Origin of the sequence: Streptomyces sp. NPDC006655 (genome assembly GCF_040703965.1) — a bacterium.
Classification (GTDB): domain Bacteria; phylum Actinomycetota; class Actinomycetes; order Streptomycetales; family Streptomycetaceae; genus Streptomyces.
The window spans coordinates 66,229-91,918 of sequence record NZ_JBEYJU010000024.1 but is presented as its reverse complement, the minus strand read 5'-3'; the positions used below and the strand labels follow the sequence as shown (position 1 = coordinate 91,918).

Annotated in this window: 22 protein-coding genes and 4 pseudogenes; 12 read left to right on the top strand and 14 right to left on the bottom strand. The window is 69.2% G+C overall.

Annotation, left to right across the window (positions count from 1 at the left end; all coding sequences use genetic code 11):
- Nucleotides 1–28 precede the first annotated feature (28 nt).
- The 7 genes and pseudogenes from AB0958_RS16630 to AB0958_RS16600 form a co-directional block, all read left to right on the top strand.
- Nucleotides 29–577, top strand: a pseudogene (locus AB0958_RS16630) (amino acid permease); the annotation flags it as partial.
- 264 nt (nucleotides 578–841) lie between these two features.
- Entirely contained in the window at nucleotides 842–931 is a 90-nt protein-coding gene (gene kdpF / locus AB0958_RS16625) for a K(+)-transporting ATPase subunit F (RefSeq protein WP_010351568.1), read from the top strand.
- Nucleotides 932–938: 7 nt separating this feature from the next.
- Nucleotides 939–2,603, top strand: a complete 1,665-nt coding sequence (gene kdpA / locus AB0958_RS16620; RefSeq protein ID WP_366891149.1) for a potassium-transporting ATPase subunit KdpA — start codon at nucleotides 939–941, stop codon at nucleotides 2,601–2,603.
- Nucleotides 2,600–4,738 carry a potassium-transporting ATPase subunit KdpB gene (gene kdpB / locus AB0958_RS16615; protein WP_366891148.1) on the top strand — a complete coding sequence of 713 codons (2,139 nt, stop codon included), beginning with the start codon at nucleotides 2,600–2,602 and terminating at the stop codon, nucleotides 4,736–4,738. The genes kdpA and kdpB overlap by 4 nt, the downstream gene beginning before the upstream one ends.
- Nucleotides 4,739–4,743: 5 nt before the next feature.
- Nucleotides 4,744–5,412, top strand: coding sequence for a potassium-transporting ATPase subunit C (locus AB0958_RS16610; RefSeq protein ID WP_366891147.1), 669 nt, complete (start codon nucleotides 4,744–4,746; stop codon nucleotides 5,410–5,412).
- 133 nt (nucleotides 5,413–5,545) lie between these two features.
- Complete coding sequence (locus tag AB0958_RS16605) at nucleotides 5,546–6,229, top strand: response regulator (RefSeq protein ID WP_366891146.1); 684 nt, start codon at nucleotides 5,546–5,548, stop codon at nucleotides 6,227–6,229.
- 1 nt (nucleotide 6,230) lies between these two features.
- Nucleotides 6,231–8,774 (top strand): sensor histidine kinase KdpD, encoded by a 2,544-nt coding sequence (locus tag AB0958_RS16600; RefSeq protein ID WP_366891145.1) that lies wholly within the window; start codon nucleotides 6,231–6,233, stop codon nucleotides 8,772–8,774.
- Between the two features lie 216 nt (nucleotides 8,775–8,990).
- Here the strand turns inward: AB0958_RS16600 and AB0958_RS16595 are convergent, their stop codons facing one another.
- Both AB0958_RS16595 and lspA read right to left on the bottom strand, forming a co-directional pair.
- Entirely contained in the window at nucleotides 8,991–9,290 is a 300-nt protein-coding gene (locus tag AB0958_RS16595) for an HTH domain-containing protein (RefSeq protein ID WP_366891163.1), read from the bottom strand.
- A gap of 78 nt (nucleotides 9,291–9,368) precedes the next feature.
- A complete protein-coding gene (lspA, locus tag AB0958_RS16590) occupies nucleotides 9,369–9,965 on the bottom strand; it encodes a signal peptidase II (RefSeq protein WP_366891144.1) in 597 nt (198 codons plus the stop codon).
- 288 nt (nucleotides 9,966–10,253) lie between these two features.
- On the opposite strand from lspA, the gene AB0958_RS16585 reads away from it, so the two are divergent.
- Nucleotides 10,254–11,108 (top strand): hypothetical protein, encoded by an 855-nt coding sequence (locus tag AB0958_RS16585; RefSeq protein WP_366891143.1) that lies wholly within the window; start codon nucleotides 10,254–10,256, stop codon nucleotides 11,106–11,108.
- Between the two features lie 48 nt (nucleotides 11,109–11,156).
- Here the strand turns inward: AB0958_RS16585 and AB0958_RS16580 are convergent, their stop codons facing one another.
- Nucleotides 11,157–11,804: a DUF3592 domain-containing protein gene (locus AB0958_RS16580; RefSeq protein ID WP_366891142.1), complete on the bottom strand. Its 648-nt coding sequence runs from the start codon at nucleotides 11,802–11,804 to the stop codon at nucleotides 11,157–11,159.
- Between AB0958_RS16580 and AB0958_RS16575 the strand changes: the two are divergent.
- Nucleotides 11,803–12,486, top strand: a pseudogene (locus tag AB0958_RS16575) (serine/threonine-protein kinase); the annotation flags it as partial. The gene AB0958_RS16580 and the pseudogene AB0958_RS16575 overlap by 2 nt on opposite strands.
- Before the next feature lie 584 nt (nucleotides 12,487–13,070).
- On the opposite strand, the gene AB0958_RS16570 reads toward AB0958_RS16575, so the two are convergent.
- From AB0958_RS16570 to AB0958_RS16560, 3 genes are read right to left on the bottom strand one after another with little or no spacing between them, the layout of a single operon-like run.
- Nucleotides 13,071–13,337 carry a DUF4235 domain-containing protein gene (locus AB0958_RS16570; RefSeq protein WP_366891141.1) on the bottom strand — a complete coding sequence of 89 codons (267 nt, stop codon included), beginning with the start codon at nucleotides 13,335–13,337 and terminating at the stop codon, nucleotides 13,071–13,073.
- A 4-nt stretch (nucleotides 13,338–13,341) separates the two neighbouring features.
- The gene (locus tag AB0958_RS16565; RefSeq protein ID WP_366891140.1) at nucleotides 13,342–13,824 is read right to left on the bottom strand and encodes a DUF3618 domain-containing protein; all 483 of its coding nucleotides are present in this window, start codon (nucleotides 13,822–13,824) and stop codon (nucleotides 13,342–13,344) included.
- Nucleotides 13,821–14,192, bottom strand: a complete 372-nt coding sequence (locus tag AB0958_RS16560) for a phage holin family protein (RefSeq protein ID WP_366891139.1) — start codon at nucleotides 14,190–14,192, stop codon at nucleotides 13,821–13,823. The genes AB0958_RS16565 and AB0958_RS16560 overlap by 4 nt, the downstream gene beginning before the upstream one ends.
- A gap of 343 nt (nucleotides 14,193–14,535) precedes the next feature.
- On the opposite strand from AB0958_RS16560, the gene gvpJ reads away from it, so the two are divergent.
- Nucleotides 14,536–14,916 carry a gas vesicle protein GvpJ gene (gene gvpJ / locus AB0958_RS16555; protein WP_366891138.1) on the top strand — a complete coding sequence of 127 codons (381 nt, stop codon included), beginning with the start codon at nucleotides 14,536–14,538 and terminating at the stop codon, nucleotides 14,914–14,916.
- A 3-nt stretch (nucleotides 14,917–14,919) separates the two neighbouring features.
- A pseudogene (locus AB0958_RS16550) lies at nucleotides 14,920–15,390 on the top strand (GvpL/GvpF family gas vesicle protein); the annotation flags it as partial.
- Here AB0958_RS16550 and AB0958_RS16545 read toward each other — a convergent pair.
- From AB0958_RS16545 to AB0958_RS16525, 5 genes and pseudogenes are all read right to left on the bottom strand, one after another.
- Nucleotides 15,365–16,891, bottom strand: a pseudogene (locus AB0958_RS16545) (xanthine dehydrogenase family protein molybdopterin-binding subunit); the annotation flags it as partial. The pseudogenes AB0958_RS16550 and AB0958_RS16545 overlap by 26 nt on opposite strands.
- Nucleotides 16,888–17,868 carry a xanthine dehydrogenase family protein subunit M gene (locus AB0958_RS16540; RefSeq protein WP_366891137.1) on the bottom strand — a complete coding sequence of 327 codons (981 nt, stop codon included), beginning with the start codon at nucleotides 17,866–17,868 and terminating at the stop codon, nucleotides 16,888–16,890. The pseudogene AB0958_RS16545 and the gene AB0958_RS16540, both read right to left, overlap by 4 nt.
- Before the next feature lie 9 nt (nucleotides 17,869–17,877).
- A complete protein-coding gene (locus AB0958_RS16535; RefSeq protein ID WP_366891162.1) occupies nucleotides 17,878–18,444 on the bottom strand; it encodes a (2Fe-2S)-binding protein in 567 nt (188 codons plus the stop codon).
- Nucleotides 18,445–18,753: 309 nt separating this feature from the next.
- Nucleotides 18,754–19,776 carry a zinc-dependent alcohol dehydrogenase family protein gene (locus tag AB0958_RS16530; protein WP_366891136.1) on the bottom strand — a complete coding sequence of 341 codons (1,023 nt, stop codon included), beginning with the start codon at nucleotides 19,774–19,776 and terminating at the stop codon, nucleotides 18,754–18,756.
- Between the two features lie 94 nt (nucleotides 19,777–19,870).
- Complete coding sequence (locus tag AB0958_RS16525) at nucleotides 19,871–21,103, bottom strand: MFS transporter (RefSeq protein ID WP_366891135.1); 1,233 nt, start codon at nucleotides 21,101–21,103, stop codon at nucleotides 19,871–19,873.
- Between the two features lie 136 nt (nucleotides 21,104–21,239).
- On the opposite strand from AB0958_RS16525, the gene AB0958_RS16520 reads away from it, so the two are divergent.
- The gene (locus AB0958_RS16520; RefSeq protein WP_366891134.1) at nucleotides 21,240–22,142 is read left to right on the top strand and encodes a helix-turn-helix transcriptional regulator; all 903 of its coding nucleotides are present in this window, start codon (nucleotides 21,240–21,242) and stop codon (nucleotides 22,140–22,142) included.
- 627 nt (nucleotides 22,143–22,769) lie between these two features.
- Here the strand turns inward: AB0958_RS16520 and AB0958_RS16515 are convergent.
- The 3 genes from AB0958_RS16515 to AB0958_RS16505 all read right to left on the bottom strand — a co-directional run bounded on the left by AB0958_RS16515 (nucleotide 22,770) and on the right by AB0958_RS16505 (nucleotide 25,388).
- Nucleotides 22,770–23,498 (bottom strand): SDR family oxidoreductase, encoded by a 729-nt coding sequence (locus AB0958_RS16515; RefSeq protein WP_366891133.1) that lies wholly within the window; start codon nucleotides 23,496–23,498, stop codon nucleotides 22,770–22,772.
- Nucleotides 23,499–23,720: 222 nt separating this feature from the next.
- Entirely contained in the window at nucleotides 23,721–24,536 is an 816-nt protein-coding gene (locus AB0958_RS16510) for an oxidoreductase (RefSeq protein ID WP_366891132.1), read from the bottom strand.
- A 267-nt stretch (nucleotides 24,537–24,803) separates the two neighbouring features.
- Entirely contained in the window at nucleotides 24,804–25,388 is a 585-nt protein-coding gene (locus AB0958_RS16505; RefSeq protein ID WP_366891131.1) for a TetR family transcriptional regulator, read from the bottom strand.
- Between the last annotated feature and the right edge of the window lie 302 nt (nucleotides 25,389–25,690).

The window sequence follows — 25,690 nt, the reverse complement described above, 5'->3', positions numbered from 1 at the left end:
GGTCTCCCGGTCCACACGCCGGGAGAGGCTGATCGTGATCGCTCTCCCGTTGCTCGTCGTGGCCTCCGAGGCCGTCCACCGTGCCTACGGCCGGATCGGCGAGCGTCTGGGCCGGGGCCGCATACCGGAGACCCGCACCGCGAGCGCTCGCTGGTGATCGTCCCCGTGTCGTCGATCTCCCGCCTCACCGCGGAGGCCCTGACGGCGGCCGCCTCCCTCGGTGACGAGATCCGGGCGGTCACCGTCTGTCATCCCGACCCCGAGGACCGGGCCCAGATGCATGCCCTGAAGCGCGCCTGGGCCGAATGGGACCCCGGAGTGCCGCTGGTCCGGTTGGCGTGCGAGCGGCGCAGCCTGGGCCGGCCCATCGCCGCGTACGTCCGCGAGACGGTCGCCACCGAGCCGGCCCACCCGGGTCACCGTGCTCGTCCCGGAGACGGAGCCCGAGCGGCTGTGGCTGGGGGTCCCCCCGCGCGGAGCGTGGGGGAGGCTGCTGCAGAACCAGCGCGGCGCTGTTGTCGCGCACGCGGTCCGGCGGGAGACCGACGCGGTGATCTGCCGACTGCGGTTCCGGCTCCCAGTGAGCCGGGTCACCGGTGGTCACGACTGCCTACCCACCGGTTCGGGCCCGGGGCGTAAGAGCCCCGTCAAAGCCGTAAGGGTCGCCGTAAGAGAGCCGTCAACGGGTGGCCGGATCCGGTCGGCGAGGCGGTTTCCTCTAACCGTCCGCCTTTCATCGAACCTCACTCCAGGAGCTCGCGATGGCCGATCTGGCCTTCGTCGTCACCACGATCGCGTGTTTCGCGTTGGTGGCCCTCGTCGCCAAGGGGGTGACGAAGCTGTGACCGTCGAAAACGTAGTCGGCCTGATCGTGGCCGTCGCCCTGCTGGGCTATCTCGTCCTCGCCCTGATCTTCCCGGAGAGGTTCTGAGACAGACATGGGTCCCGTACTCGCGGGCGTGCTCCAGCTGCTCGCCCTCATAGGAGCGCTGGCGCTCGCCTACATTCCCCTCGGCACCTACATGGCCAGGGTCTACTCCTCCGACAAGCACTGGCGTGTGGAGACGTGGATCTACAAGGGCATCGGTGCCAACCCCGACACGGAGATGCGCTGGCCCGCGTACCTGCGCGGCGTGCTCGCCTTCTCCGCGGTCAGCGTCCTCTTCCTCTACCTGCTGCAGCGTCTGCAGGGCATCCTGCCCGGCTCGCTGCACTTCTCCTCGGTCGACCCGGCGCAGTCGTTCAACACCGCCGCGTCCTTCGTGACCAACACCAACTGGCAGTCGTACTACGGCGAACAGACCATGGGACACGTCGTGCAGACCGCCGGTCTGGCCGTGCAGAACTTCGTCTCCGCCGCCGTCGGCATCGCCGTCGCCGTGGCGCTGGTGCGTGGCTTCGCCCGCTCCCGTACCGGTGAGCTGGGCAACTTCTGGGCCGACCTGGTGCGCGGCACCATCCGCATCCTGGTGCCGGGCGCCGCGATCGCCGCGATCGTGCTGGTGGCGTGCGGGGCGATCCAGAACTTCTCCGGCATCCACGAGGTCGGCCAGTTCATGGGCGGGCACCAGCAGTGGAACGGTGGCGCGGTCGCCTCCCAGGAGGCCATCAAGGAGTTCGGCACCAACGGCGGCGGCTACTTCAACGCCAACTCGGCGCATCCCTTCGAGAACCCGACGCCCTTCACCAACCTCTTCGAGATCTTCCTGCTGCTGGTGATCCCGTTCGCGCTGACCCGCACCTTCGGCGTGATGGTCGGCTCGGTCAAGCAGGGCTACGCGATCCTCGCCACGATGTTCACCATCTGGCTGGGCTTCGTCGCGCTGATGATGTGGACCGAGTTCGCTCACCACGGCCCGGCGTTGCAGCTGGCGGGCGGGGCGTACGAGGGCAAGGAGGTCCGCTTCGGCGTCGGCTCCTCGTCCATCTTCGCGGTGTCCACGACCCTGACGTCGACCGGCGCCGTGGACTCCTTCCACTCCTCCTTCACCGGACTCGGCGGCGGCATCACCATCCTGAGCATGCAGCTGGGCGAGATCGCGCCCGGCGGTACCGGCTCCGGCCTCTACGGCATGCTGATCATGGCGGTCATCGCGGTGTTCATCGCCGGCCTGATGGTCGGCCGAACGCCCGAGTACCTGGGCAAGAAGATCGGCACCCGTGAGATCAAGCTCGCGGCCTGCTACATCCTCATCACCCCGGCCCTGGTGCTGATCTTCACCGCAGCCTCCATGGCCCTGCCCACCCCGCCGCACTCCATGCTGAACTCCGGTGCGCACGGCTTCTCCGAAGTCCTGTACGCCTTCAGCTCCGCCGCGAACAACAACGGCTCGGCCTTCGCGGGCCTGAACGCCAACACCGACTGGTACAACACCATGACCGGACTTGCGATGATCCTCGGGCGCTTCCTGCCGATGGTGTTCGTCCTGGCACTGGCCGGCTCGCTCGCCGACCAGAAGCCGGTTCCGGAGACCGCGGGCACTCTGCGCACCGAGAAGCCGCTGTTCACCGGCCTGCTGGTCGGCGCGATCCTGATCATCACCGGTCTGACCTACTTCCCGGCCCTGGCGCTGGGCCCGCTGGCCGAGGGGCTGGCGTCATGACCACCCGCACAGAGAAGTCGGAGGACTCGATGTCCACAGCCACTCCGACCCGGGCGCCGCACAGCGACGTACCCACCGGGCACAAGCCCGCCGAAGGACGTGTCGGCGCGGGCCTCTTCGACCCCAAGCAACTGGTCAAGTCGCTGCCGGACGCGTGCCGCAAGCTCGACCCGCGGGTGATGGTCAAGTCGCCCGTGATGTTCGTGGTGTGGATCGGGTCCGTCCTGACCACCGTCTTCTCCTTCAAGGACCCCGGGGACTGGTTCGGCTGGGCGATCAGCGCCTGGCTGTGGCTGACCGTCGTCTTCGCCAACCTGGCGGAGGCGGTCGCGGAGGGGCGCGGCAAGGCGCAGGCGGACACCCTGCGCAAGGCCAAGACCGACACGGTCGCGCGCCGGCTGCTCAGGGACGGCACGTCCGAGGAACAGGTCCCGGGCACCGCCCTGACCATCGGCGACCTCGTGGTCTGCGAGGCCGGCGACATCATCCCGGGTGACGGTGACGTCGTCGAGGGGGTGGCCTCGGTCGACGAGTCGGCCATCACTGGCGAGTCGGCGCCCGTCATCCGTGAGTCCGGCGGTGACCGCAGCGCCGTCACCGGCGGTACGAAGGTGCTGTCCGACCGGATCGTCATCAAGATCACGACAAAGCCCGGCGAGACCTTCATCGACCGGATGATCAACCTGGTCGAGGGTGCCTCGCGGCAGAAGACGCCCAACGAGATCGCGCTGAACATCCTGCTCGCCTCGCTGACCATCGTCTTCCTGCTCGCGGTGGCGACCCTGCCGCCGTTCGCGGACTACGCGGGCACCCACCTGACGATGGTCGTGCTGGTGGCGCTCCTGGTCTGCCTCATCCCGACCACCATCGGCGCGCTGCTCTCCGCCATCGGCATCGCGGGCATGGACCGCCTGGTCCAGCGCAACGTCCTCGCCATGTCCGGCAGGGCGGTCGAGGCCGCCGGTGATGTCTCGACCCTGCTGCTCGACAAGACCGGCACCATCACCCTCGGCAACCGGCAGGCGTCCGAGTTCGTGCCGGTGCTGGGCACCACCGAGGCCGAGGTCGCGGACGCGGCCCAGCTGTCGTCGCTCGCGGACGAGACGCCCGAGGGCCGCTCCGTCGTCGTCCTGGCGAAGGAGAAGTACGGCCTGCGCGAGCGTCACCAGGGCGAGTTGGCCGCAGCCGAGTGGATCGCTTTCACCGCCCAGACCCGGATGTCGGGTGTGGACGTCGACGGGCGCAAGATCCGCAAGGGTGCGACCGGTTCGGTCATCGCCTGGGTGAAGGAGGAAGGCGGCACCGTGGCGGAGGACGCGGACACGCTCTCCAGCGCCATCTCGCAGGCGGGCGGGACGCCCCTGCTGGTCGCCGTCAAGGACGAGCGGGGCGCCCGCGTGCTGGGTGTCATCCACCTGAAGGATGTCGTCAAGGAGGGCATGCGGGAGCGGTTCGACGAGTTGCGCCGGATGGGCATCAAGACCGTCATGATCACGGGCGACAACCCGCTGACCGCCAAGGCGATCGCCGAGGAGGCGGGCGTCGACGACTTCCTCGCCGAGGCCACCCCCGAGGACAAGATGGCCCTCATCAAGCGGGAGCAGGCGGGCGGCAAGCTCGTCGCGATGACCGGCGACGGTACGAACGACGCGCCGGCCCTCGCTCAGGCCGACGTCGGCGTGGCGATGAACACGGGCACGTCGGCCGCCAAGGAGGCCGGCAACATGGTCGACCTCGACTCCAACCCGACCAAGCTCATCGAGATCGTCGAGATCGGCAAGCAACTCCTCATCACCCGCGGCGCGCTGACCACGTTCTCCATCGCCAACGACGTCGCGAAATACTTCGCGATCATCCCGGCGCTGTTCGCCGTCGTCTACCCGGGCCTGGACAAGCTCAACATCATGGGCCTGTCCTCGCCCGACTCCGCGATCCTGTCGGCCGTCATCTTCAACGCCCTGATCATCATCGCGCTGGTGCCGCTGTCCCTGAAGGGCGTGCAGTACCGGCCGGTCAGCGCCGACAAGATGCTGCGCCGCAACCTCACGATCTACGGCATCGGCGGGCTGATCGCCCCGTTCATCGGCATCAAGATCATCGACCTGCTCATCTCCCTCATCCCCGGAATCGGCTGATCGCCATGAACAACTCCGTATCCAGCACGCTCCGGTTGCTCGGGGCGGGCCTGCGGGCTCTCCTTGTGCTGACCCTGGTGACCGGCGTCATCTATCCGCTCGTCGTCACCGGCGTGGCCCAGGCGCTGTTCCACGACAAGGCGAACGGCTCCGAGATCAAGGCGGACGGCAAGGTCGTCGGCTCGTCCCTGATCGGGCAGTCGTACAACCTGCCGCTGAAGAAGGGGCAGCAGACCCCGGACCCGGACCTGAAGTGGTTCCAGGGCCGCCCGGCCAACGGGCTCGGCGCCAACAGCGTCAACACCCAGTACAAGCTGCTGCTGTCCGGCGCGACGAACCTCTCGGCCGACAGCAAGGTTCTGGTCCAGCAGGTCAAGGACGCCAAGGCCGCCGTCGTCAAGGACAACTCGGTGCCCGGCTACACGGTCACCGCCTCCGAGGTCCCCGCCGACGCGGTCACCTCCTCCGGCTCGGGCCTGGACCCGGACATCTCCCCGGCCTACGCGGAGATCCAGGTTCACCGGGTCGCCGAGAAGAACGGCCTGTCCGTCGCGGCGGTGGAGAAGCTGGTCAAGGGCCACACCGAGGGCCGGACGCTCGGCTTCATGGGTGAGCCCCGGGTGAACGTCCTCGAACTCAACATCGCGCTCAAGGACCTTGTGGCCAAGAGCTGATGGGATGACGCGACATGCGAGGGAGTTGGCGGCCTGGAATCGTCCCGGGTCCGTCAACTCCCGCCTTCATGACGTCGGTTGCCTCGCGTCCGGTGCCGCCGGGCCCGGCGTACGACAGGAAGGGCACGCACCCATGACCAGGGTGTTGGTGGTGGAGGACGACCCGCAGCTCGTGCGGGCCCTCGTGATCAACCTGCAGGCGCGGAAGTACGGCGTCGACGCCGCGCCCGACGGGGCCACGGCACTGCGGCTGGCCGCCGCCCGCCAGCCCGACGTGGTGATGCTCGACCTCGGACTGCCCGACATGGACGGCGTCGACGTCATCAAGGCCCTGCGCGGCTGGACCCGGGTGCCGATCCTGGTGCTGTCCGCGCGGCAGGGGTCCGAGGAGAAGGTCGCCGCGCTCGACGCCGGCGCGGACGACTACATCACCAAGCCGTTCAACATGAACGAGCTCCTCGCCCGGTTGCGGGCGGCCGTCCGCCGCACCGAGGACACTCCGCTCGTCCCGGAGACGACACTGGTCGAGACCGGAGATTTCAGCATCGACCTGTTCGCCAAGAAGGTGGTCCGGGACGGACGGGACGTACGGCTGACCCCGACCGAATGGCACCTCCTGGAGATCCTGGTCACCAACCCCGGCCGGCTGATCACGCAGAAGCACCTCCTGCAGGAGGTCTGGGGCGTCTCCCAGAGCACCAAGACCAACTACCTGCGCGTCTACATGGCTCAGCTGCGCCGCAAACTGGAGACGGACCCCTCCCACCCCCGCTATCTGATCACCGAGCCCGGCATGGGCTACCGCTTCGAGGGATGACATGGCACGCGGAAAGCTCCGGATCTACCTCGGCGCGGCGCCCGGCGTCGGCAAGACCTACGCCATGCTCTCCGAGGCCCACCGAAGGATCGAGCGCGGCACCGACTGTGTCGTCGCGTTCGTGGAACACCACCACCGGCCACGCACCGAGGTGATGCTGCACGGCCTGGAGGAAATCGCGCGCAAGGAGATCGAGTACCGGGGCAGCACCTTCACCGAGATGGACGTGGACGCCGTGCTGCGGCGCGCTCCCGCCGTCGCGCTGGTCGACGAACTCGCCCACACCAACATCCCCGGCTCCCGCAACACCAAGCGCTGGCAGGACGTCGAGGAGCTGCTGGCAGCAGGGATCGACGTCGTCTCGACCGTCAACATCCAGCATCTGGAGTCCCTCGGCGATGTCGTGGAGTCGATCACGGGGGTGCGGCAGCGGGAGACCGTGCCCGACGAGGTGGTACGCCGCGCCGACCAGATCGAGCTGGTCGACATGTCGCCGCAGGCGCTGCGCCGCCGTATGGCGCACGGCAACATCTACAAGCCGGACAAGGTCGACGCGGCCCTGTCCAACTACTTCCGGCCCGGAAACCTCACCGCGCTGCGGGAGTTGGCGCTGCTGTGGGTGGCCGACCGGGTCGACGCGTATCTGACCGAGTACCGCAGCGCGCACCATGTCTCGACCATCTGGGGCTCGCGCGAGCGGATCGTCGTCGGCCTGACCGGCGGCCCCGAGGGGAGCACCCTGATCCGCCGGGCGGCGAGGCTGGCCGAGAAGGGCGCCGGCGGCGAGGTGCTGGCCGTCTACATCTCGCGCAGCGACGGCCTGACCGCCGCCTCCCCGAAGGAACTCGCCGTCCAGCGCACCCTCGTCGAGGACCTGGGCGGCACCTTCCACCAGGTCGTCGGCGACGACATCCCGGTCGCGCTGCTGGACTTCTCCCGCGGGGTGAACGCCACCCAGATCGTCCTGGGTGTGTCGCGTCGCCGGAGCTGGCAGTACGCCTTCGGGCCCGGCGTCGGCGCCACCGTCGCCCGCGACTCCGGCCCCGACCTCGACGTCCACCTCATCACCCATGACGAGGTCGGCAAGGGCCGCGGACTGCCGGTGGCACGCGGAGCGCGGCTCGGACGGGCCCGGGTCATGTGGGGCTGGCTCGTCGGCGTGCTCGGCCCGGTCCTCCTCACCTGGCTCCTCACGAGCGCCACCCCGAGCGTCGGCCTTGCCAACGACATGCTGCTGTTCCTCACCCTGACGGTGGCGGCGGCCCTGGCCGGCGGGCTGCTGCCGGCGCTGGCCTCGGCGGTCGTGGGCTCCCTGCTGCTCAACTGGTACTTCACCCCGCCCGTCCACACCCTGACGATCGCCGACCCGACGAACATCGTCGCCATCGCCATCTTCGTAGGGGTCGCCGTCTCCGTCGCCTCGGTGGTGGACCTCGCGGCCCGGCGCACGCACCAGGCCGCCCGGCTGCGCGCCGAGTCCGAGATCCTGTCCTTCCTCGCGGGCAACGTGCTGCGCGGCGAGACCAGCCTGGAGGAGCTGTTGGAGCGCGTGCGCGAGACGTTCGGCATGGAGTCGGCGGCCTTGCTGGAACGGGCAGGCGAGACCGATCCGTGGACCTGTGCGGGCAGCGTGGGACCGAGACCCTGCCAGGACCCCGACGGCGCCGACGTCGACGTACCGGTCGGCGACCACATGTCCCTGGCGCTCTCAGGACGCGTGCTGCCGGCCGCCGACCGTCGGGTGCTCGCCGCCTTCGCCGCCCAGGCCGCCGTAGTACTCGACCGCCAGCGCCTGCGGCAGGAGGCCGACCAGGCCAAGGAACTGGCCGAAGGCAACCGCATCCGCACCGCACTGCTCGCCGCCGTCAGCCACGACCTGCGCACCCCCCTCGCGGGCATCAAGGCGGCCGTCACCTCCCTGCGCTCCGACGACGTCGAGTGGTCCGAGGAGGACCAGGCAGACCTGCTGGAGGCCATAGAAGAGGGAGCGGACCGCCTCGACAACCTGGTCGGCAACCTCCTCGACATGTCGCGGCTCCAGACCGGCACCGTCACGTCGATCATCCGCGAGACCGACCTCGACGAGGTCGTCCCCATGGCCCTCGGCGGCGTGCCCGAGGACAGCGTGGAGCTGGACGTCCCCGAGACACTGCCCATGGTCCACGTGGACCGGGGACTGCTGGAGCGGGCCGTCGCCAACGTCGTCGAGAACGCCGTCAAGTACAGCCCACCGCAGGAGAAGGTCCTCGTCTCGGCCAGCGCCATCGCCGACCGCGTCGAAATACGCGTGGTGGACCAGGGCCCCGGCGTTCCCGACGACGCCAAGGACCGCATCTTCGAACCCTTCCAGCGCTACGGCGACTCCCCGCGCGGCAACGGCGTCGGACTCGGCCTCGCCGTCGCCCGCGGCTTCGCGGAGGCCATGGGCGGCACCCTGAGCGCCGAGGACACCCCCGGCGGCGGCCTCACGATGGTGCTCAGCGTGCCGACGGCACCGCAGCGTGCGCAGGAGACGCCGGACCTGCCGGCCGAGGCCACTTCCTGACGGGCGGGAGCGGGGGCTCAGCTCCCGGGTGGCAGGGCCTTCCGGCCATGGCCGCCTGGGACGGGCGGGGCCCGGGACCTCAGATCTCGGGCGGCACGGTCTCGAACTCCACCTCGTCGTACCGCGCCGATCAGCGAGGCCGAAGTCGGGCCGGAAGTTCGTGCCTGGCGCCAGGGGCTGCTGTCCACGTGCAGCACGTCGGCGAGCGCCAGGAGCTCATGGACCCGACGTGGCTGTGCGGCCGCGATCTTGGAGAGCGCGCGTCGGCTTTCGACCGGTGCGTCGAGCTCCGCACGTTGCTTCTCGTCCAGCCCGATGAGCGACAAAAGGGTCCCGCTCGTCCGGTGTGAGTCGCGTGAGGTCGAGTCCGGATCCGGGCGGCATGGTCACGCCTCCGAGGCGGCCGGGGTGTGCGGTGACCGGCAGACCGGCGTCGCGGAGCCAGTTCAGGTCTCGGGTGATGGTTCGACGGGACCCCCCGAGTGCTGAGGCGAGTTCCCGTGTGGGTACCCGCAGGGCGCGGCGCTGCAGGATGCGCTGATCGAGGAGCTCAACGCCGCTGCACGGCAGTCCATCTCGCGGGTCCGGAGCATCTCATCGCGGAGCGCGAATGCTCCGGTCGCGCCGATCCTGCAAGGCCGAGCCGTCCAGGGAAGTGCCCAGGAACGACAGGAGGACCACCAGGGCACCGCCGCAGACAATGGCCGAATCGGCGAGGTTGAACACCGCGAAGTGCTCAACGGAGATGAAGTCGACGACGTGCCCACGGAAGACCCCGGGCGCCCGGAAGATCCGGTCAGTCAGATTGCCGAGCGCGCCCCCAAGCAACAGGCCCAGAGCGACAGCCCACGGAAGGCTCTGAAGCCTGTGCGCGACACGCGCGATGACCACGACAACCGCGGCCGAGATCGCCGTGAACACACCAGTGAAGGCCTGGCCCGAACTGAAAGCCGCACCCGAGTTACGGAACACCTGGAGCGTGAGCACGCGGCCCGCTATGGCAACGGGCTCCTGACCTTCCAGCCGCGAGACAGCCACAAGTTTGCTGCCGAGGTCCAAGGCATAGGCAAGAGCGGCCGTCACCAGCAGAGCGGTCACAGAGCCTGGAGTCAGTGCGCGCTCATCAACACCACGCGTTGCTGTATCGGGCTGGGATTGCGGGGCACTTTCGGTAGAGATGATCTGCTCCATGGATGCCGAGCCGCCCTGGACAAGCCCACATTACAGGGGACTGTCGGATGAGACGTTCAGCCGGTGCTAGGCCCCAGCTCTCACACCCCAGGCATGCCTCGATCCCGAACTGCTGGAACGGATCACCGCCCGAGGCGCGGAGCTGGACCCGCTTGAAGAACGGCTGGCCAAACAGCTCGCGGAAGCGTGGCGGCCAGGGCCGCGACGAATGCGACGGTGCTGTAGCACGCCGGTAACAGCAGTCCCACAGGCCTTCATGAGCTCCACACGCATCGCCATGATCACGCCATGATTCTTTTGTTGGCGGCGGCGGTACTGGTGGCCGTCCTCGGGCTGGCCCTCTTCACCGGACTCTGTATGGGGGTGGCCGTCTGGCTCAGCGACGGGCTCAGCTTTTCCGGCGGCACGGGACACCAGATCTTCACCGCGTTGCTGGTTGCCGTGATCTACGTGGTGCTGATGGCGTTGGCCAGTCCGGTGGCGGTGCTGTCAGAGCCGTTCTGGGTCACTGCCGGTCTGTCGCTTCTGATGTTCTGGCTGACGTACCGGGTCTCGCACTGGTGGGGACTGGACTTCCATGTGCACGGCTTCACGGCGGTGGTGATCGGCGCACTGGCCGTTTCGCCGGTGACCCTCATAGTGATCTCGTTCGCCGCGATCGGACTCAAGAAGATCGGGTGGTGGAGCTCCGACGGCAAGTCTCGAACAGGTCCACGTCATCCCGCGTCGGCGCTGGTCGAGTTCGTCCGCCTGATGGTTGTCGCCACCGTCCTCTGTATATGGGTGGCCGCCTGGATCAGCGACGGGATCTCCCTATCCGGCGGCACCGGACACCAGATCCTCACCTCTTTGCAGGTCGCCGCGATCTACGCGCTGCTGATGGCGTCGGTCGCTCTGATGGCGTGGCTGCCGAATTCACTGATGACAGTCATAGCGGTGACCACCGCTTCGTCGCTTCCGGCGTTCTGGCTGACGTACTGGGTCTCGCACTGGTGGGGACTGGACTTCCATGTGCACGGCTTCCTGTCGGTACTGGTCGGCACCCTGGTTGTTTCACCGGCGGCCTTTGCGGTGTCCATGCTCACCGGCTTGGAGCTCTCGCTGATCGGATGGGTGGACCCCGACGACTGGGACGTGGACTGAAAGAGACTGCCGAGCGCGGCTACTCGGCCGCCCCTGCGAGAGCACCTCTCACGGGGCCGGGGACGCGGAGCCGGTGAAGCCGAAGTGGGCCATGCCGAAGCCCATCACCGCGAAGAACAGCCCGAGGAACACGAACACCCCGAGGAACGCAAGCGGCAGCAACATCAGCGCGGACGATCCGCTGAAGGCGGCGTCCGCGGCCACCGCCCGCTCCGGCGCCCCGGGCAGGTAGCGCACCAGGACACGATCTCCCGCCAGGCGCGTGCGGCGGGAAGAGTCGTCGATCCGGTGCTCCGCACCATCGGCGGCCCTGAAGGCGATGATCGCGCGCCGCGAGGTGGTCACATGCTGCTGACCATGGACGTACAGGTAGGTGTCCAGGACTACGCCCTCAGCCACCAGCCCTTCGCGGAGCAGCGGCGGACTCTCGCCCGACGCCGCACGAGCATCACGCCCAGGGCCACCCCGATCGACGCGAAAAGCAGCCCGACGACCCCGAACACCACGCCGAATGAGCCCACACCAGCAGAAACAGGCACGCCGTCCCCCACTGCCATGCTCCGCCCGCCCCCGCGACCGGATGTCCGCAAGAGAAGATGCCGCCGGCACCCGCACGGTTCCAAGATCCACGCAGGCGGCCGCAACCAGCTCGTAACCCAACGGCGTTGCGCCGGCGGGCTCTACGATGACCGCCATGAATCATGGAGGGGCACAACGGGAGCTGATCGACGGCCGTTTCGAGCCGTTGCAGCAACTCGGCGGCGGGGGCATGGGAGTGGTCTGGCGGGCGTACGACACCGCCCTGGACCGGGAGGTGGCGCTGAAGGAAGTCCGCCCCGCCGATCCGGCGATCGCCGCCGCGGACCCCGAGGGCGCCCGCACGGTGCGCGAGCGGGTGCTGCGCGAGGCGCGGGCTCTGGCCCGCCTCCAGCACCCCAACGTGGTGACGATCCATCACATCATCGACACCGCCGAGTACCCGCATCCCTACCTGGTGATGGAACTGGTCCACGGCGGCAGCCTCGCCGACCGGCTGACTTCCGGCCCGCTCGGCGTGCCGGAGGCCGCACGGATCGGGCGCGGCGTGCTCGCGGCCCTGCGCGCCGCCCACGCGGGCGGGATCCAGCACCGCGACGTCAAACCCGGCAACATCCTGCTGCGCGCCGACGGCACACCCGTACTCACCGATTTCGGCATCGCGACCCTGCACGACGCCACGGCGCTGACCGCGGCCGGATCGCTGATCGGCTCCCCCGAGTACATGGCGCCCGAGCGCATACGCGGCCACGAGGGCGGCCCCGCCTCCGACCTGTGGTCCCTGGCCATGACCCTCTACGTCGCACTCGAAGGCCGCCACCCCCTGCGCCGCTCGGGCACGCAGTCGTGCGCGTCGGGGCGGCGAGCGCTCCCGGCGGGACGGCCTCGCACCGGGCTGCCATCAAGGACTCGTTCCACCGTGGATTCGCTGAGGAGCAGATCCGCGCGCTCGGCGCCGGGTGGGCCGTTCTATCTGAGCCTCAGCCTCCACCAGCGCTATCGCCCGTATGCGCCGCCGCCCGCCACCGCTGCGTGCATGCGCCGAGTGCGCCCACGCGTGGGTCACTCGGACGGGTCGGCGCGCGTCTGGACTTGCTGCCAGCAGTGGTGGACGTGCTGTTCAGCCTCTCGCACCGCGCAGGAGGCAGCGTCCGAGAGCGATTCCGCAGATGACGCGGCCCTGCCGGCGCGAGGTGCGGTGCGAGGGCGCACGAGGCTTGCCACGCGCTGGATACGCTTTCGATCGCCCTGATGGAGGATGGCTGCCCGGGCGACCAAGATCGTGGCGATGACTGCTGCGGCGGTCAGCGCGGTAGCCGCATGCTGATCGGACATGGCTGTGAAGGGTCCTTCGTACGGGTGCTGGCCGGGGCAGGGGAGGGCTCGTATCCGTGTCCTACCAGCCCTCCCACCGCCTTATGCACATCAGCCGGGCCAGGTTCCGGTCAGGCGGCGGACGGCGGTGGCGCCGGCACGGTCGACGGCCGCTTTGACTCCGGCGAAGATCGCGCCCTGGAGCGTGGCCGCGAGCAGCACCTCGCGCCAGGAGCGGTCTTCGTCGGTGGCGTCCGGAGCGTCCTCGTCATGGCCCAGCATCTTCCACGTCTGCTTGAACAGCGCTCCCGCGGCCATGCCGCTGACGGCCCCGAGCGCGAGACCGACCGGCTTGTAGGCGATCTTCGATGCCTTCACCGGCTCAGCCCTTCCGGCGGCGGCAGGCCAGCCACACCACGACGGCCGCACCTGCCGCAGCCAGAAACACCTTGCGGTTGTCTCGCGCCAGCCGCGCTCCCTGGGCCGTCTTCTCCCTCACCGGCTCGGGCGCCTTCTCCTCCCACAACTGACCGGCCTGGGCGGCCTTGGCCCGGGCGTGCCCGGCAGCCTGGACGGCTTTGTCCTTGACTGGATCGGGCAGCCGATCCTGTGCCTGGTGGGCCAGGTCAGCGGCCTTCCCCTTCAGCTCCCCGGCCTTGAGGGCGGCTTGTTCCTTCAGCTCGCCGGCCTTCGCCGTAGCCTGCTCCCTGACCTCGGCGGCCTTCTCCTGGGCGCGTGCCTTGACGTCGGTCTTCGCCGCAAGCGCCTCGACCGTCTCTCCGAGCTCGGTGCGGGTCTGCTCGACCTGCTCGCGCAGTTCCTCGGGGCCGGCGGCGGTGGGTTCGTCGTGGGGCGGCTGGGTCATCGGTGCGCACTCTCCTTGATCTCGGCCATGTCGGCCTTCACGTTCTCGACCGTCTGCTCGGGCGTGGGCGGCGCGGCCTGGTCGACCTGCTTCTTTCCACTCATGGCCAGCACCGCGGCGATCACACCCAGCACCGCGGTGACGATCAGCCCAGCTGCCCACACCGGCAGCGCCACCGCCAGCGCGGCGATCACGGTGGCGACCAGCGCCTGCGCCATCAGGAAGCCGACCATGCCTGCGCCGCCGAACAGGCCACCTCCCTTGCCGTAGCGCTTGCCCTTCTCCTTCATCTCCGCCTGCGCCAGGCGCAGTTCGCCGCGCATCAGCTCGGTCAGCTGCTGCGAGGCGCGCTGCACCAGCTCGCCCACCGGCTCCTGGCCCAAGCGGTCCGCACTGGGCCCAGGCCCTGCATGGTGCGGCTGCGTGCTCGACACGGCGGTCACCTCCTGTCCCTTTCAGTTCGTGCGGGCCGGACTGCGTCATGGGCCCGGCCATCCGATGAGGGCGCGAGTACCCCGAGCAGGCGACTTCAGGGCGTGCGGTGTGGATTGGTCGCAGCCGCAGACGGACGCGGTGCTGCGGGGTTTGACCCGCTCGTCCGTGCGTTTGGGCGCAGGTGGTGGCGGCTACTCGACCTTGGAAGCCTGTGTCGCAGCGAGGGACGGCGTCGACGGGACCGTACAGAGGCAGACGAACAAGGGGTTGGTCGCGATGACCATCGCGACACAGCAGGGCGGCGGAGGCGGTTCCAGTGGCCTCTATGACGTACTGGAACTCATTCTCGACCGCGGACTGGTGATCGACGCGTGCGTGCGGGTCTCTCTGCTCGGGATCGAGATACTCAAGATCGACGTACGGGTCGTCGTCGCCAGCGTCGACACGTACCTCCGCTTCGCCGAGGCGTGCAACCGCCTCGATCTGGAAGCGGGGCCGGGCAAACCGGCCGGACTCACGGAGCTCACGCAGTCCGGCGCCCACGGCAAGACCAGGCAAGCCCTGCCCGGCGCCGAGGAGTCCGGTGCTTTCCAGCGGGCACGTCACGACGGCCGGGAGCGGCAGGGCGACCGGGCGGCGCGTGGGAGAGGGGAATGACAGATGAGCGTCTACGTCTACGGGATCGTCCGCGCCTCACACTCTCCCCTTGGCCAGGACCTGGAGGGCATCGGAGACCCTCCGCGGCCGGTACGCGTGCTGCGCCAGGGCGACGTGGCCGCGATCGTCAGTGACGCCCCCGATCGGCTGCGGCCCAAACGCCGTGATCTGCTCGCCCACCAGCGCGTACTTCACGAAGCCGGAGCGGTCGGCGTGGTCCTGCCGATGCGCTTCGGCAGCGCCTCCCCGGACGACGACACGGTGACCCGGGTGCTCGCCGAACGAGCGGAGCACCTCCTTGAGCGGCTGCGGGCCCTGGACGGCACAGCGGAGTACAACATCAAGGCCAACCACGACGAAGAGAACGTGCTCCGCCTGATCATGGCTGACCACGACGACATCCTGTCCCTGGCGGAAGCGAACCGCGAGGCCGGTGGCGGCACGCAGGAAGAGAAGATCCGGCTCGGGGAGATGAGCCGCCGTGTGCCGGGGTCTTGGGATACAGGGAGTCGCCGAGGCGGAAGTCGACCGCGCGCACGGCGAGCCCGAGCGCGTCGGCGGCGACCTGAGTCTGCGAGGTGTAGGTGCCCGGGCCCATGTCACTGGCGGCGGCCTCGACGACCGCGGTGCCGTCCATGTTCAGTCGGGCCCGGGCCTCGGCCGCCTGGCCGTCGGGGTCGTACACGGCCGCTGCCATGCCCAGACCGATCAGCCAGTCGCCGTCACGGGCCGCGCGGGGCTTGGAGTTGCGGCGGTGCCGGCCGAACTCGCGGGCGCCCACGGTGTAGCACTCGCGCAGCCGGCGGGTGGACCAGGGCAGGCCGTTCGACTGGTCTTCGGCCGGCTCGTTGCGCAGGCGCAGCTCGATCGGGTCGGTACGCAGCCGGTGCGCGAGTTCGTCCATGGCCGACTCGATGGCGAAGGACGCGTTCGCGAAGCGCGGACCGCGCATCCACAGCGGGGTGTTCACGTCCAGCGGCACTGTCCGGTACGCCTGGCTGACGTTCGGCGTGCTGTAGAACATCTGGCCGGCGAGCATGATGTTCTCTTTGAACGTCTCGTACGACGAGGTCTCCGCGTCGATCTCGTGGACCGTGGCCTGCAGACGGCCCCGCCGGTCGCTGCCCAGGCGCAGCCGGTACTCGTACCTGGGCCGGAAGCCGGTACCGAAGTACTGCTGCCGCCGGGTCAGGACCAGCTTGACGGGACGTTTCAGCTCGCGGGCGGCCAGCGCGGCGACGACCGTGTGCGGCCAGCAGCGGGAGGCGCTGCCGAAGCCGCCGCCGACGAAGGGGTTGATGACCCGCACGGAGTCCAGCGGCACATCGAACACCGTGGAGAGCTCGGTCTGGGTGCCCACCACCCACTGCGTCTTGTCCCACACGGTCAGCTTGTCACCGTCCCAGCGGGCGATGGTGGAGTGCGTCTCCATCGGGTTGTGGTGGTTGCGAGTCATGCGGTACGTGAGGTCCATCCGTATCGCCGCGTCACGCAGAGCGGTCTCGGCGTCGCCGCGCGTGTAGAGGGTGGGTTCATCCGCCGTGGCCCCGGTCAGGTCGGTCGAGGGCTGTTCGGCGTCGTAGCGGACCTCGATCAGGCTCGCGCCGTGCTGCGCGGCCTCCAGGGTGGTGGCGACCACGACGGCGACGGGCTGGCCGTGGAAGAAAACCTTGTCGTCCTGGAAGACCCGCAGCCTGCGGCCTTCCGGGTTGTTCGAACCGTTGGAGTTGTCGCGGTACGGCAGTTTCGGAGCGTTGCCGTGATGGATCACTCGCAGGACGCCCGGCTGGGCTTCGGCTGCGCCGGTGTCGATGGAGGTGATGCGGCCGCGGCCGATGCTCGCGTCGACGATGGCTGCGTGCACCACCCCGTCGACGTCGAATTCGGCGGCGTACCGTGCCCTGCCGGTGACCTTCAGAGGACCGTCCACCCTCGACAGTGGTGCGCCCACGGCTGCCTGCGGCTGGGGGCTCACTTGGTACCTCCTATGATGCGCAGCTGACGTTCGACGGTCCGCTTCAGGAGTTCGACCTTGAACCGGTTGTGTTCCAGCGGGCGGGCCCCGTGCGCCGCTTGCGCGGCGGCGGCTTTCCACAGGGCATCGGAAGGGCGTTCGCCGAGGAGGGCTCGCTCGACGGCGGGCAGCTTCCACGGCACGGTGCCCACTCCGCCGGCGGCGACCTTGGCCTCGCGGATCACTGCGCCGCGCACGTGCAGAACGACAGCGGCCGAGGTTAGGGCGAACTCGTAGGACTGCCGGTCGCGCACCTTCAGATAGCCAGATTTCAGTGGCCGAGGCAGGGCGGGGATCTCCACCGCCGTGATCAATTCGCCTTCATGGACGGCGTGTTCGCGGTCCGGGGTGGTGCCGGGTCGCAGCAGGAAGTCGGCGAGAGGCACCTTGCGCTCCCCGTCCGGGCCCAGCAGGTGCACGGTCGCCTCCAGTGCCGCGAAGGCCACGGCCACGTCGGAGGGATGGGTGGACACGCAGGCGTCGGAGGCGCCGAGGATGGCGTGCGTGCGGTTGTAGCCGTGCAGGGCGGCACAACCCGAGCCGGGCTCACGCTTGTTGCAGTCGGCGGTCACGTCCCGGAAGTACGTGCACCGGGTGCGCTGCATGATGTTGCCGCCGATGGTCGCCATGTTCCGCAGCTGGGCCGACGCGCTCAGCTCCAGCGACTGGGAGACGACCGGGGACAGGGTGTGCACCTTGGGAAGGGCAGCCGCCTCGGCCATGCTCACCAGCGCGCCGATGCGCAGGCCCCCGCGCTCGGTGACGGTGACTTCGCGCAGCGGCAGGCTGCTGATGTCGACGAGCGTCTCGGGTCGCTCGACCGTCTCTCGCATCAGGTCGACGAGGGTGGTGCCGCCGGCGAGGTAACGGCCGCCTGCGCGTCCGGCGTTGAGGGCTTCCCGGGTGTCGGAGGCGCGGGTGTAGGAGAAGGGATGCACGGGAGCCGCCTACTTCCGGCCGGCGGTCTGCTCGACCGCGCGCACGATCTTGACGTAGCAGCCGCAGCGGCAGATGTTGCCGCTCATCCACTCGCGGATCTCCTCCGGTGAGTTGGTGTGGCCCTCCTGAATGCAGCCGACACCGGAGAGGATCTGCCCCGGTGTGCAGTAGCCGCACTGGAAGGCGTCCTCGTCGATGAACGCCTTTTGCAGTGGGTGGAGTTCGTCTCCCTCGGTCAGGCCCTCGATGGTGGTGACCTCGGCGCCCTCCAGCCGCACCGCGAGCGTCAGACAGGAGTTCACCCGACGCCCGTCGACCAGCACGGTGCACGCCCCGCAGGCCCCTGCGTTGCATCCCTTCTTCGACCCGGTCAGGTCGAGGTGCTCGCGCAACAGGTCCAGCAGCGAGGTGCGGTTGTCGACCGTCACCGTCCTGCGGGTGCCGTTGACCGTCAGGGAGACCCGGCTGGAGGGAGACGCCCCCACGGCGCTCGCCTCCTCAGGATCGGCGAGGATGGTCGCGCCGACCACACCGCCCGCGACGACGACGCCACCGACCGCGTTACTGGTGGCGATGAACGCGCGCCGACTGGGCGCCGAGGACGACTCACTGGATCCGGTGGGGGGAGGAGATGCGAATTCAGAGGGATCAGCAGACGTATGTACGCCTTCACATCGTGGACGGATCAGCCGTGCGCAGGAAAACGACTGGGTGAGATCGCCGTCGCCGCAGGACGGGATGACCAGGCACAGGGCATCGTCGCCCTCCCACGCGGCATGTCGCGCCATGGGAGGCCGCAACCGGCTGGAGAGTCCCAACTCCCCAGCCGGAAACTTCTGTTGCGGTGGGGTGGAGCGGGCGAAGAAGGGGAACGAAAGGCTGGGTCAGAAGGTGAGGATCACCTTTGTGGCACGCCGCTCGTCCATCGCCTTGTAGCCCTCCGCGGCCTGCTCCAGCGGCAGGGTGAGGTCGAAGACCTTGCCGGGGTCGATCTCGCGGTCCCAGATGAGCTGGATCAGGTCGGGCAGGAAGCGGCGCACGGGAGCGGGACCGCCAAGCGTGTGGATGCCGGCGAAGAACAGCTCGATCCCGGGGATCTTCACGTCGTAGTTCACGCCCACGTAGCCCAGGTGCCCGCCGCCGCGGGTGGCGCCGACGGCCTGCATGAAGGATTCCTGGGTGCCGACCGCCTCGACGACCGAGTGCGCGCCGAGCCCACCGGTGAGTTCCTTGATCTTCGCGATGCCCTCCTCGCCGCGCTCTTCGACGATGTCGGTGGCGCCGTAGTAGCGGGCCAGCTTCTGCCGCTCGGGGTGACGCGACATCGCGATGATCCGCTCGGCACCGAGCTGCTTGGCGGCGAGGACGGCCATCAGGCCGACCGCGCCGTCGCCGACGACCGCGACGGTCTTGCCGGGCCCGGCCTCGGCGGCGACGGCCGCGTACCAGCCGGTGCCGAGCACGTCGGAGGCGGCCAGCAGGGAGGGGATCAGCTCGGGATCGGGCTGGCCGGGGGTGGCGACGAGGGTGCCGTCGGCGTGCGGGATGCGGGCCTTCTCTGCCTGGGTGCCGATCGTCTGCGAGACGAACTCGGCGTGCACGCACTTGGACTGGAACCCGGCCCGGCAGATCTCGCAGGTGTTGTCGGAGATGACGAACGATCCGACGACGAAGTCGCCCACCTTGACGTTCCTGACCTCGGAGCCGATCTCCTCCACGACGCCCACGTACTCGTGGCCCATGACCTGGTGGTCGGCGGGCTCGATGCCGCGGTACGGCCACAGGTCGGAGCCGCAGATACAGGTCGCGGTGAGCCTCACGATGGCGTCGGTCGGCTCGACGATCTTCGGATCCTCGCGCTCCTCCACCCGGACGTCGCCGGCCGTGTACATCACTACTCCACGCATGGTGGATCTCCTTGCTCTGTTGTGCCGGCGCCTACAGCGCCAGTTCGTGTCCGGGACGGCACGGCAGTGCCGCGACCTACGGGGTTGGTGGGACTCACGCCGGCGAGCGCCGGCGCTGGATAAATGCGATGGCGATCGTGGGGATGAGGGTCAATGCCGCAATGACGGTGCCGATGACGGCAGGGCCCGTGGCGCCCAAGGAGGAGTCGAGGGCGAGTCCGGCGATCCAGGAACCGATGGCGGTGCCGAGGTTGAACGCCGACACGGTCAGTGCTGACCCCAGGGTCGGGGCCTGGCCCGCGAAGCGCACTCCCAGGGAAATGAGCACCGGGTTCGCCCCCAGACCGAACAGGCCCAGCAGGGCGATCAGGACGACCGTAGGCGCAGCGTGGGTGGACAGCAGGCAGATCGCCAGCAGCAGGACGGTGGTCACCGCGGGGGCCGCGATCGTCGTCGCGTGCGGACGGTGGTCCCCCAGTCGGCCTCCCACCAGGAAACCTCCCAGGGCCCCCACACCGAAACCGACCAGCACCAGCGGCACCAGATCGGCGGCCAGATGGGCCCGGTCGGTCAGCAGCGGCGATATGTAGGTGTACGTCGACAGCACGCCACCGGTCGTGGTCGCGCAGGCCGCCAGCGCCAGCCACAGGCGCCCCGAGCGCAGAGCCGCCAGCTCGCAGCGCACGGAGATCGCCTGGCCGCCGTCGGTGTCGTGCGGAACCTGGCGGGCGATGAGCGCCATGGCGGCCGCTCCGAAGACGGCCAGGGCCCAGAACGGTCCCCGCCAGCCCATGAGCTGTCCGGCGAAGGCGCCCAGCGGCACACCAACGACGTTGGCGAGCATCGCGCCGGCGCCCACGACGCCCAGAGCGCGGGAACTCGCGGCGGGACCGGCGGCACGGGTGGCCACCACGTTGGCCACCGCCCAGAAAGCCCCTGTTGCCAGCGCTGTCAGGAACCGTGCGCTCAGCAGCAGGGTGAAGCTGGAGCCGAGCGCGACGATGACGTGTCCGGCCGCGAAGATGCCCAGAGCAAGGATCAGGGTCAGCCGCTGGGGCAGCCGCAGCGTCAGCATCGCCATCAGCGGCGCGCCGACGATCATCCCTAGGGCGAAGACCGTGATCAGCAGTCCGGCTCGCGCCACGCTGACCTGCACATCGTCCGCTATCTCGGGCAGCAGGCCCGCCACTACGAACTCGGTCGTGCCCATCAGGAATGTGCCCAGCGCCAGGACGTACACGACGAGCGGAAGCCGGGTGGGCGACCGCCCGCGGTCACTGGCGCTTACATCGGCGGGGGCGTGGAGGGCTCCTCCTCGCGTGGTCATGCATCATCTCCGCAGCGATCGAGATCGGGGTGCGCGTCCCACGAAACCGCTCCTTCCGCCCGCGCGGGAGGCTGCGTTTATAGGGGGTACAAGCTCGACCCCCCTGCCGGGGATTGCGGGCCGTAGCGTGGGAAGCATGGAAAGCCGCTCCGAGAACCGCGCCGACATCCGTGACTTCCTCGCCCGCCGGCGCGCCCAGCTCACCCCCGAGCAGGTCGGCCTGCCCACCAGCGGCCGGCGCCGGGTGCCCGGGCTGCGCCGTGAGGAGGTCGCCGTTCTCGCCGGGGTGAGCACCGAGTGGTACACGCGGCTGGAGAAGGGCCACATCAGCGGCGTGTCCGAGGATGTCCTCGACGCGGTGGCGCGCACTCTGCAGCTGAGCGAGGACGAACGCATCTACCTGTTCGACCTGGCCAAAGCCGCCCATCCCAGCCCCGCACCCCGGCGCCGCCGCAAGGCCGTCGACGTCCCGCCCCGCGTCCAGTGGCTCCTCGACTCCATGACGCTGTCCGCAGCCTTCGTCAGCAACGGCCGCCTGGACATCGTGGCCACCAACGCCCTGGCCCGCGCCCTGTTCGCTCCGATGTTCGACAGTCGCACCACCGGCGAGCGCAGCCTCCCCAACTTCGCCCGGTACTACTTCCTCGACGACGCGGCCCACGACTTCGTCGAGGACTGGGACCGCGCCGCCAACACCACCGTCGCACTGCTGCGCGCCGAAGCCGGCCGCTATCCCAATGACAGGGCACTGCGTGAACTCGTCGGCGAGCTGTCCACCATCAGCGCCGAATTCCGCACCCGGTGGGCCGCCCACAACGTGCGCATCCACCACGGCGGAGTCAAACGCTTCCACCACCCCGACGCCGGCCCACTGGAACTGACCTATCAGCCACTGGACCTGCCCATCTCCGCTCACGAAGCGCACTCACTGACCATCTACACCGCCCAGCCGGGCACCCCCGACGAAGAACGACTCAAACTCCTCGCCAGCTGGACGGCCACCCCCGGACCCACCAGCTCGCTGCGCCGACGGTCGTGAGCCGGGCGAGCCGACCGTTGCGGTGCAGGAGATCCTCGTTGCTGCCCGCAACCGACGTCGTATCTGCGTAGCGCGATGCGCAAGTTGGGAGCTGGCACCGATCTCTGAGCTGCAGCCGCAACGCGCTGCCTCGAAAAGCCACGCCTGGGATCCGGTGTCTGAACAGCCCCCAGCTGGTACCTCGCACTACGCGAGGCGGGCCTGGCCTACGTGGTCGCGCTCAAGCGCACCGCGGTGCCCGGGTTCGCGCCGACCAACCGCACACCTGGCGCGATACCAAGCGTCCCGGCTACTGGACACCCGTGGCGCGGCACTTCCGCGACGGGCACACCGAGACCTGGCGGCCGCCGATGCCCGCCTGAGTGGCTACGGCCCCAGCTCACCCTGCCGACTGGTCGTGGCCACCACCGACCCAGCCCGCCTGCCGGAGAAGGCCACCTGGTACCTGGCCACCAACCTGCCCCCCTCAGCGGACAGCCTGCCTCTCGCGAAGCGCAACGAGACTGATCGTTGTGAAGGTGGTGAGCGCCACCTTCACCCACAGGTGCCGGAGTGAACTGGGCGGCTGCGACCGGGGCTACCCCTGCGTGAGGACTCCTGTGTCGGCCTTGGCACACCCCCCGTGGGTCAGCTCGCCAGGTACGCGGCGAACTGCGTCTCGAGGGCCGGGTACAGCAGGGTCAGGTCGTCGTGCAGCGTGGACTTCACGTTGCGACTGAGCTCATCGACGATGGCCTCGGGCCGACCTGTCTCCAGCGCGTCCAGGGCGCTGCGGGCCACGTCGGCGGGCGGGGTCTTGGCGATGTCGATGCCGGCTTGCATGTCCGTGTCGACCGGCCCGACGTGGACGGCGACGACTTCGGTCCCCTGCGTCTTGAGCTGCTGCCTGGCGGCGTTGGTGTAGCTCCATGCGGCAGCCTTCGACGCACTGTACGTTGCGGCCACGGGGTACGCCGCCCAGGAGACGACCGAGAGCATGTTGACGAAGGCACCGCCACCGTTGGCTGCCACGACCGGGGCGAAGGCTTGCGTCATGGCGATGAGCCCGAAGTAGTTCACCTCGAGCTCGTTGCGCGCGACGTCGAGCGGTGCGGAGAGGGCGAGGTTTCCGCTGGCGATCCCGGCGTTGTTCACGACGATCGCGACATCGGCGAGCTCGGTCGCGGCCGCGGCGACAGCCGCCGGGTCCGTCACGTCCAGCGCGACGGGCGTGAGCCGCGGATCGGTGATCGTGGCGACATCGCGTACAGCCGCGTACACCTTGGTCGCACCGCGCTCAAGGAGTTCCTCCGCGAATGCCTTGCCGATGCCGCGGTTGGCGCCGGTCACCAGGGCGACCGAACCTTTGATCTTCATGTCTGCCTCTTCTGATCAGGTGCTGGGGGTTGGGCGCGGCCAGAGGGTTGAGCGACGACGCCTCGACGAGCGCGACTGCTGCCCGGTGGCGTTCCTGCGGGACTGTCCGCCGGCAGGACACCTTGCGTGTATCGGTCTTCTCGTTGCCGAAGCGTCGATGGCCGTGTGGCTGCGGACCGTGGCGGTGCGGTTCGCCTTTTGGTGCGGTCTGCGTGCGAGGGGTCAGCCGGGCAGCTGGTTGAGCTTGCGCAATTGCCGGTCGAATGCCCGGGCGGGCACGATGCGGCGCAGCACGCTGACACGTGAGGCTGTCGGGCCGGCGGCGTAGCGCAGCTTCGGCTTCGGTGCGGTGGCCGCGGTCACGATCACCTTGGCGACGACGGACGGATCGTCGCCCTTCTTGATCAGTTCCGCGACGAGCTGGTCGAACACGCCGCGCTGTTTCGCGTAGACGGGCAGCGGCAGGTCGGAGCGCACGGCGTTCGCGTCGAACGAGGTTTTGGTCAGGGCGGGTTCGACCAGCAGTACCCGCACCCCGTGCTCGCGGACCTCGTGGTCCACGGACTCGGAGTAGCCCTCGATCGCATGCTTGGAGGCGGCGTAGATGGCCATGTAGGGCTGCGGGACGAGCCCGACGACGGACGAGAGGTTGATGACGCGCCCGGATCCCTGGGCACGCATGTGCGGCAGGACGGCCTTCATCATGCGTATGGCGCCGAAGACGTTGACGTCGATGATGCGTTGATCCTGCGCGAGCGAGCTTTCCTCGGCGGCGCCCGCCGCGCCGATGCCGGCGTTGTTGACGAGCACGTCGATCCCTCCGAACCGCTCGATCACCAGTTTGACCACGGTGGTGGCCGAATCGGCGCCGGTCACGTCCAGATCGAGCATCGTCACACCCGGGGTGGGGGCGAGCCCGGAGGTGTTGCGGCTCGTCCCGACCACCTCGAAGCCCGCCTCGGCGAGAGCGGCGGCGGCCGCCTTCCCGATTCCTGAGGACGCCCCTGTCACCAGCGCCACCGGCCTGTTCGTCGTCACCGCAGTCTCCTTCATCAGTGGATCAAGGCTGATTAAATTATGTTCGTAATACTATGCGGGATGGAGTCGACTGGCAAGCGGGCTGATCGGGCGGCACCTGAGGGCGACGTCCCGGGTGGAAGAGGGTGCAGGCAGACGGGCCGACGGCGCTCGGCGGGGGCGTGTGCCCGGCGCGCGTGCGACCCGTCGATTTGCATCGATCGGCGCCGATGTCAGTACATGCAGCCGTAACTGTGCGCGGGACCACGGCCCCGGCGCTGCGGTGCCTCAGCTCGGCTTCGGCACGCTCAGGAGGGCGAGGGCGTTGCTGATGCCCTGTTCGAGAACCGCCTGCGACAACTGTTCATCCGCCAGAGCACGGGCCAGTTGCAGCGTGCCGACCATCCCGGCATAGGCGGTGAGCACCGCAAGGCGCAGCGACGCCGGATCGCGCGGCGCCAGGCGCGCCGCGATGTCGTCGGCGATGGCGACCACTCCGTCGGTGTAAGCCCGTTTGGTCGCCTGCCCGCACCGGCCGATCTCGTCGAGCAGCGCGGCGGACGGGCAGCCTTCCGCGGGATGGTCGCGATGCTCGACGGAGAGGTACGCGCGCACGAGCTGTTCGACGCCGCCGTCACCCGCCATCGCGTCCAGGCTCTCGGCCAAGTCGCGAAGTTGTTGTGCGACGGCGTTGACGACCAGGTCGTCCTTGGAGGCGAAATGAGCGTAGAAAGCGCCGTTGGTCAACCCGGCATCCGACATGAGCACGGCAACCCCGGAGCCGTCGATGCCGTCGCGCTTGAACCGGCGTCCGGCCGCCTCGATGATGCGCTGCCGGGTGGCCTGCTTGTGCTCTTTCCCGTAGCGCGCCACTGGCCCTCCTTCACCTGTGGACGGCCATCGCCCAGACCTAACCTTATCGTACGACCATAATTCAACGAGTGGCACCCAAGTGGCCGCCATGCCCCCTTCAGGAACAGGTGGTGGTCGAACAGCAGCCGCCCTGGCGGAACCATGCGTTCCAGGACCCGGATGGCGTTCACGACGGGGGCAATGGCCACCCAGGGAGCATCGCGGATTTCGCCCTCGGAGCGGTGGTTGCCGTCTTCATCTCGGGCAGTCTTGTACACGGTGCTGGTGATCAAGTGCCGCCCCGTGCGCCCCGCCCTGTCCGG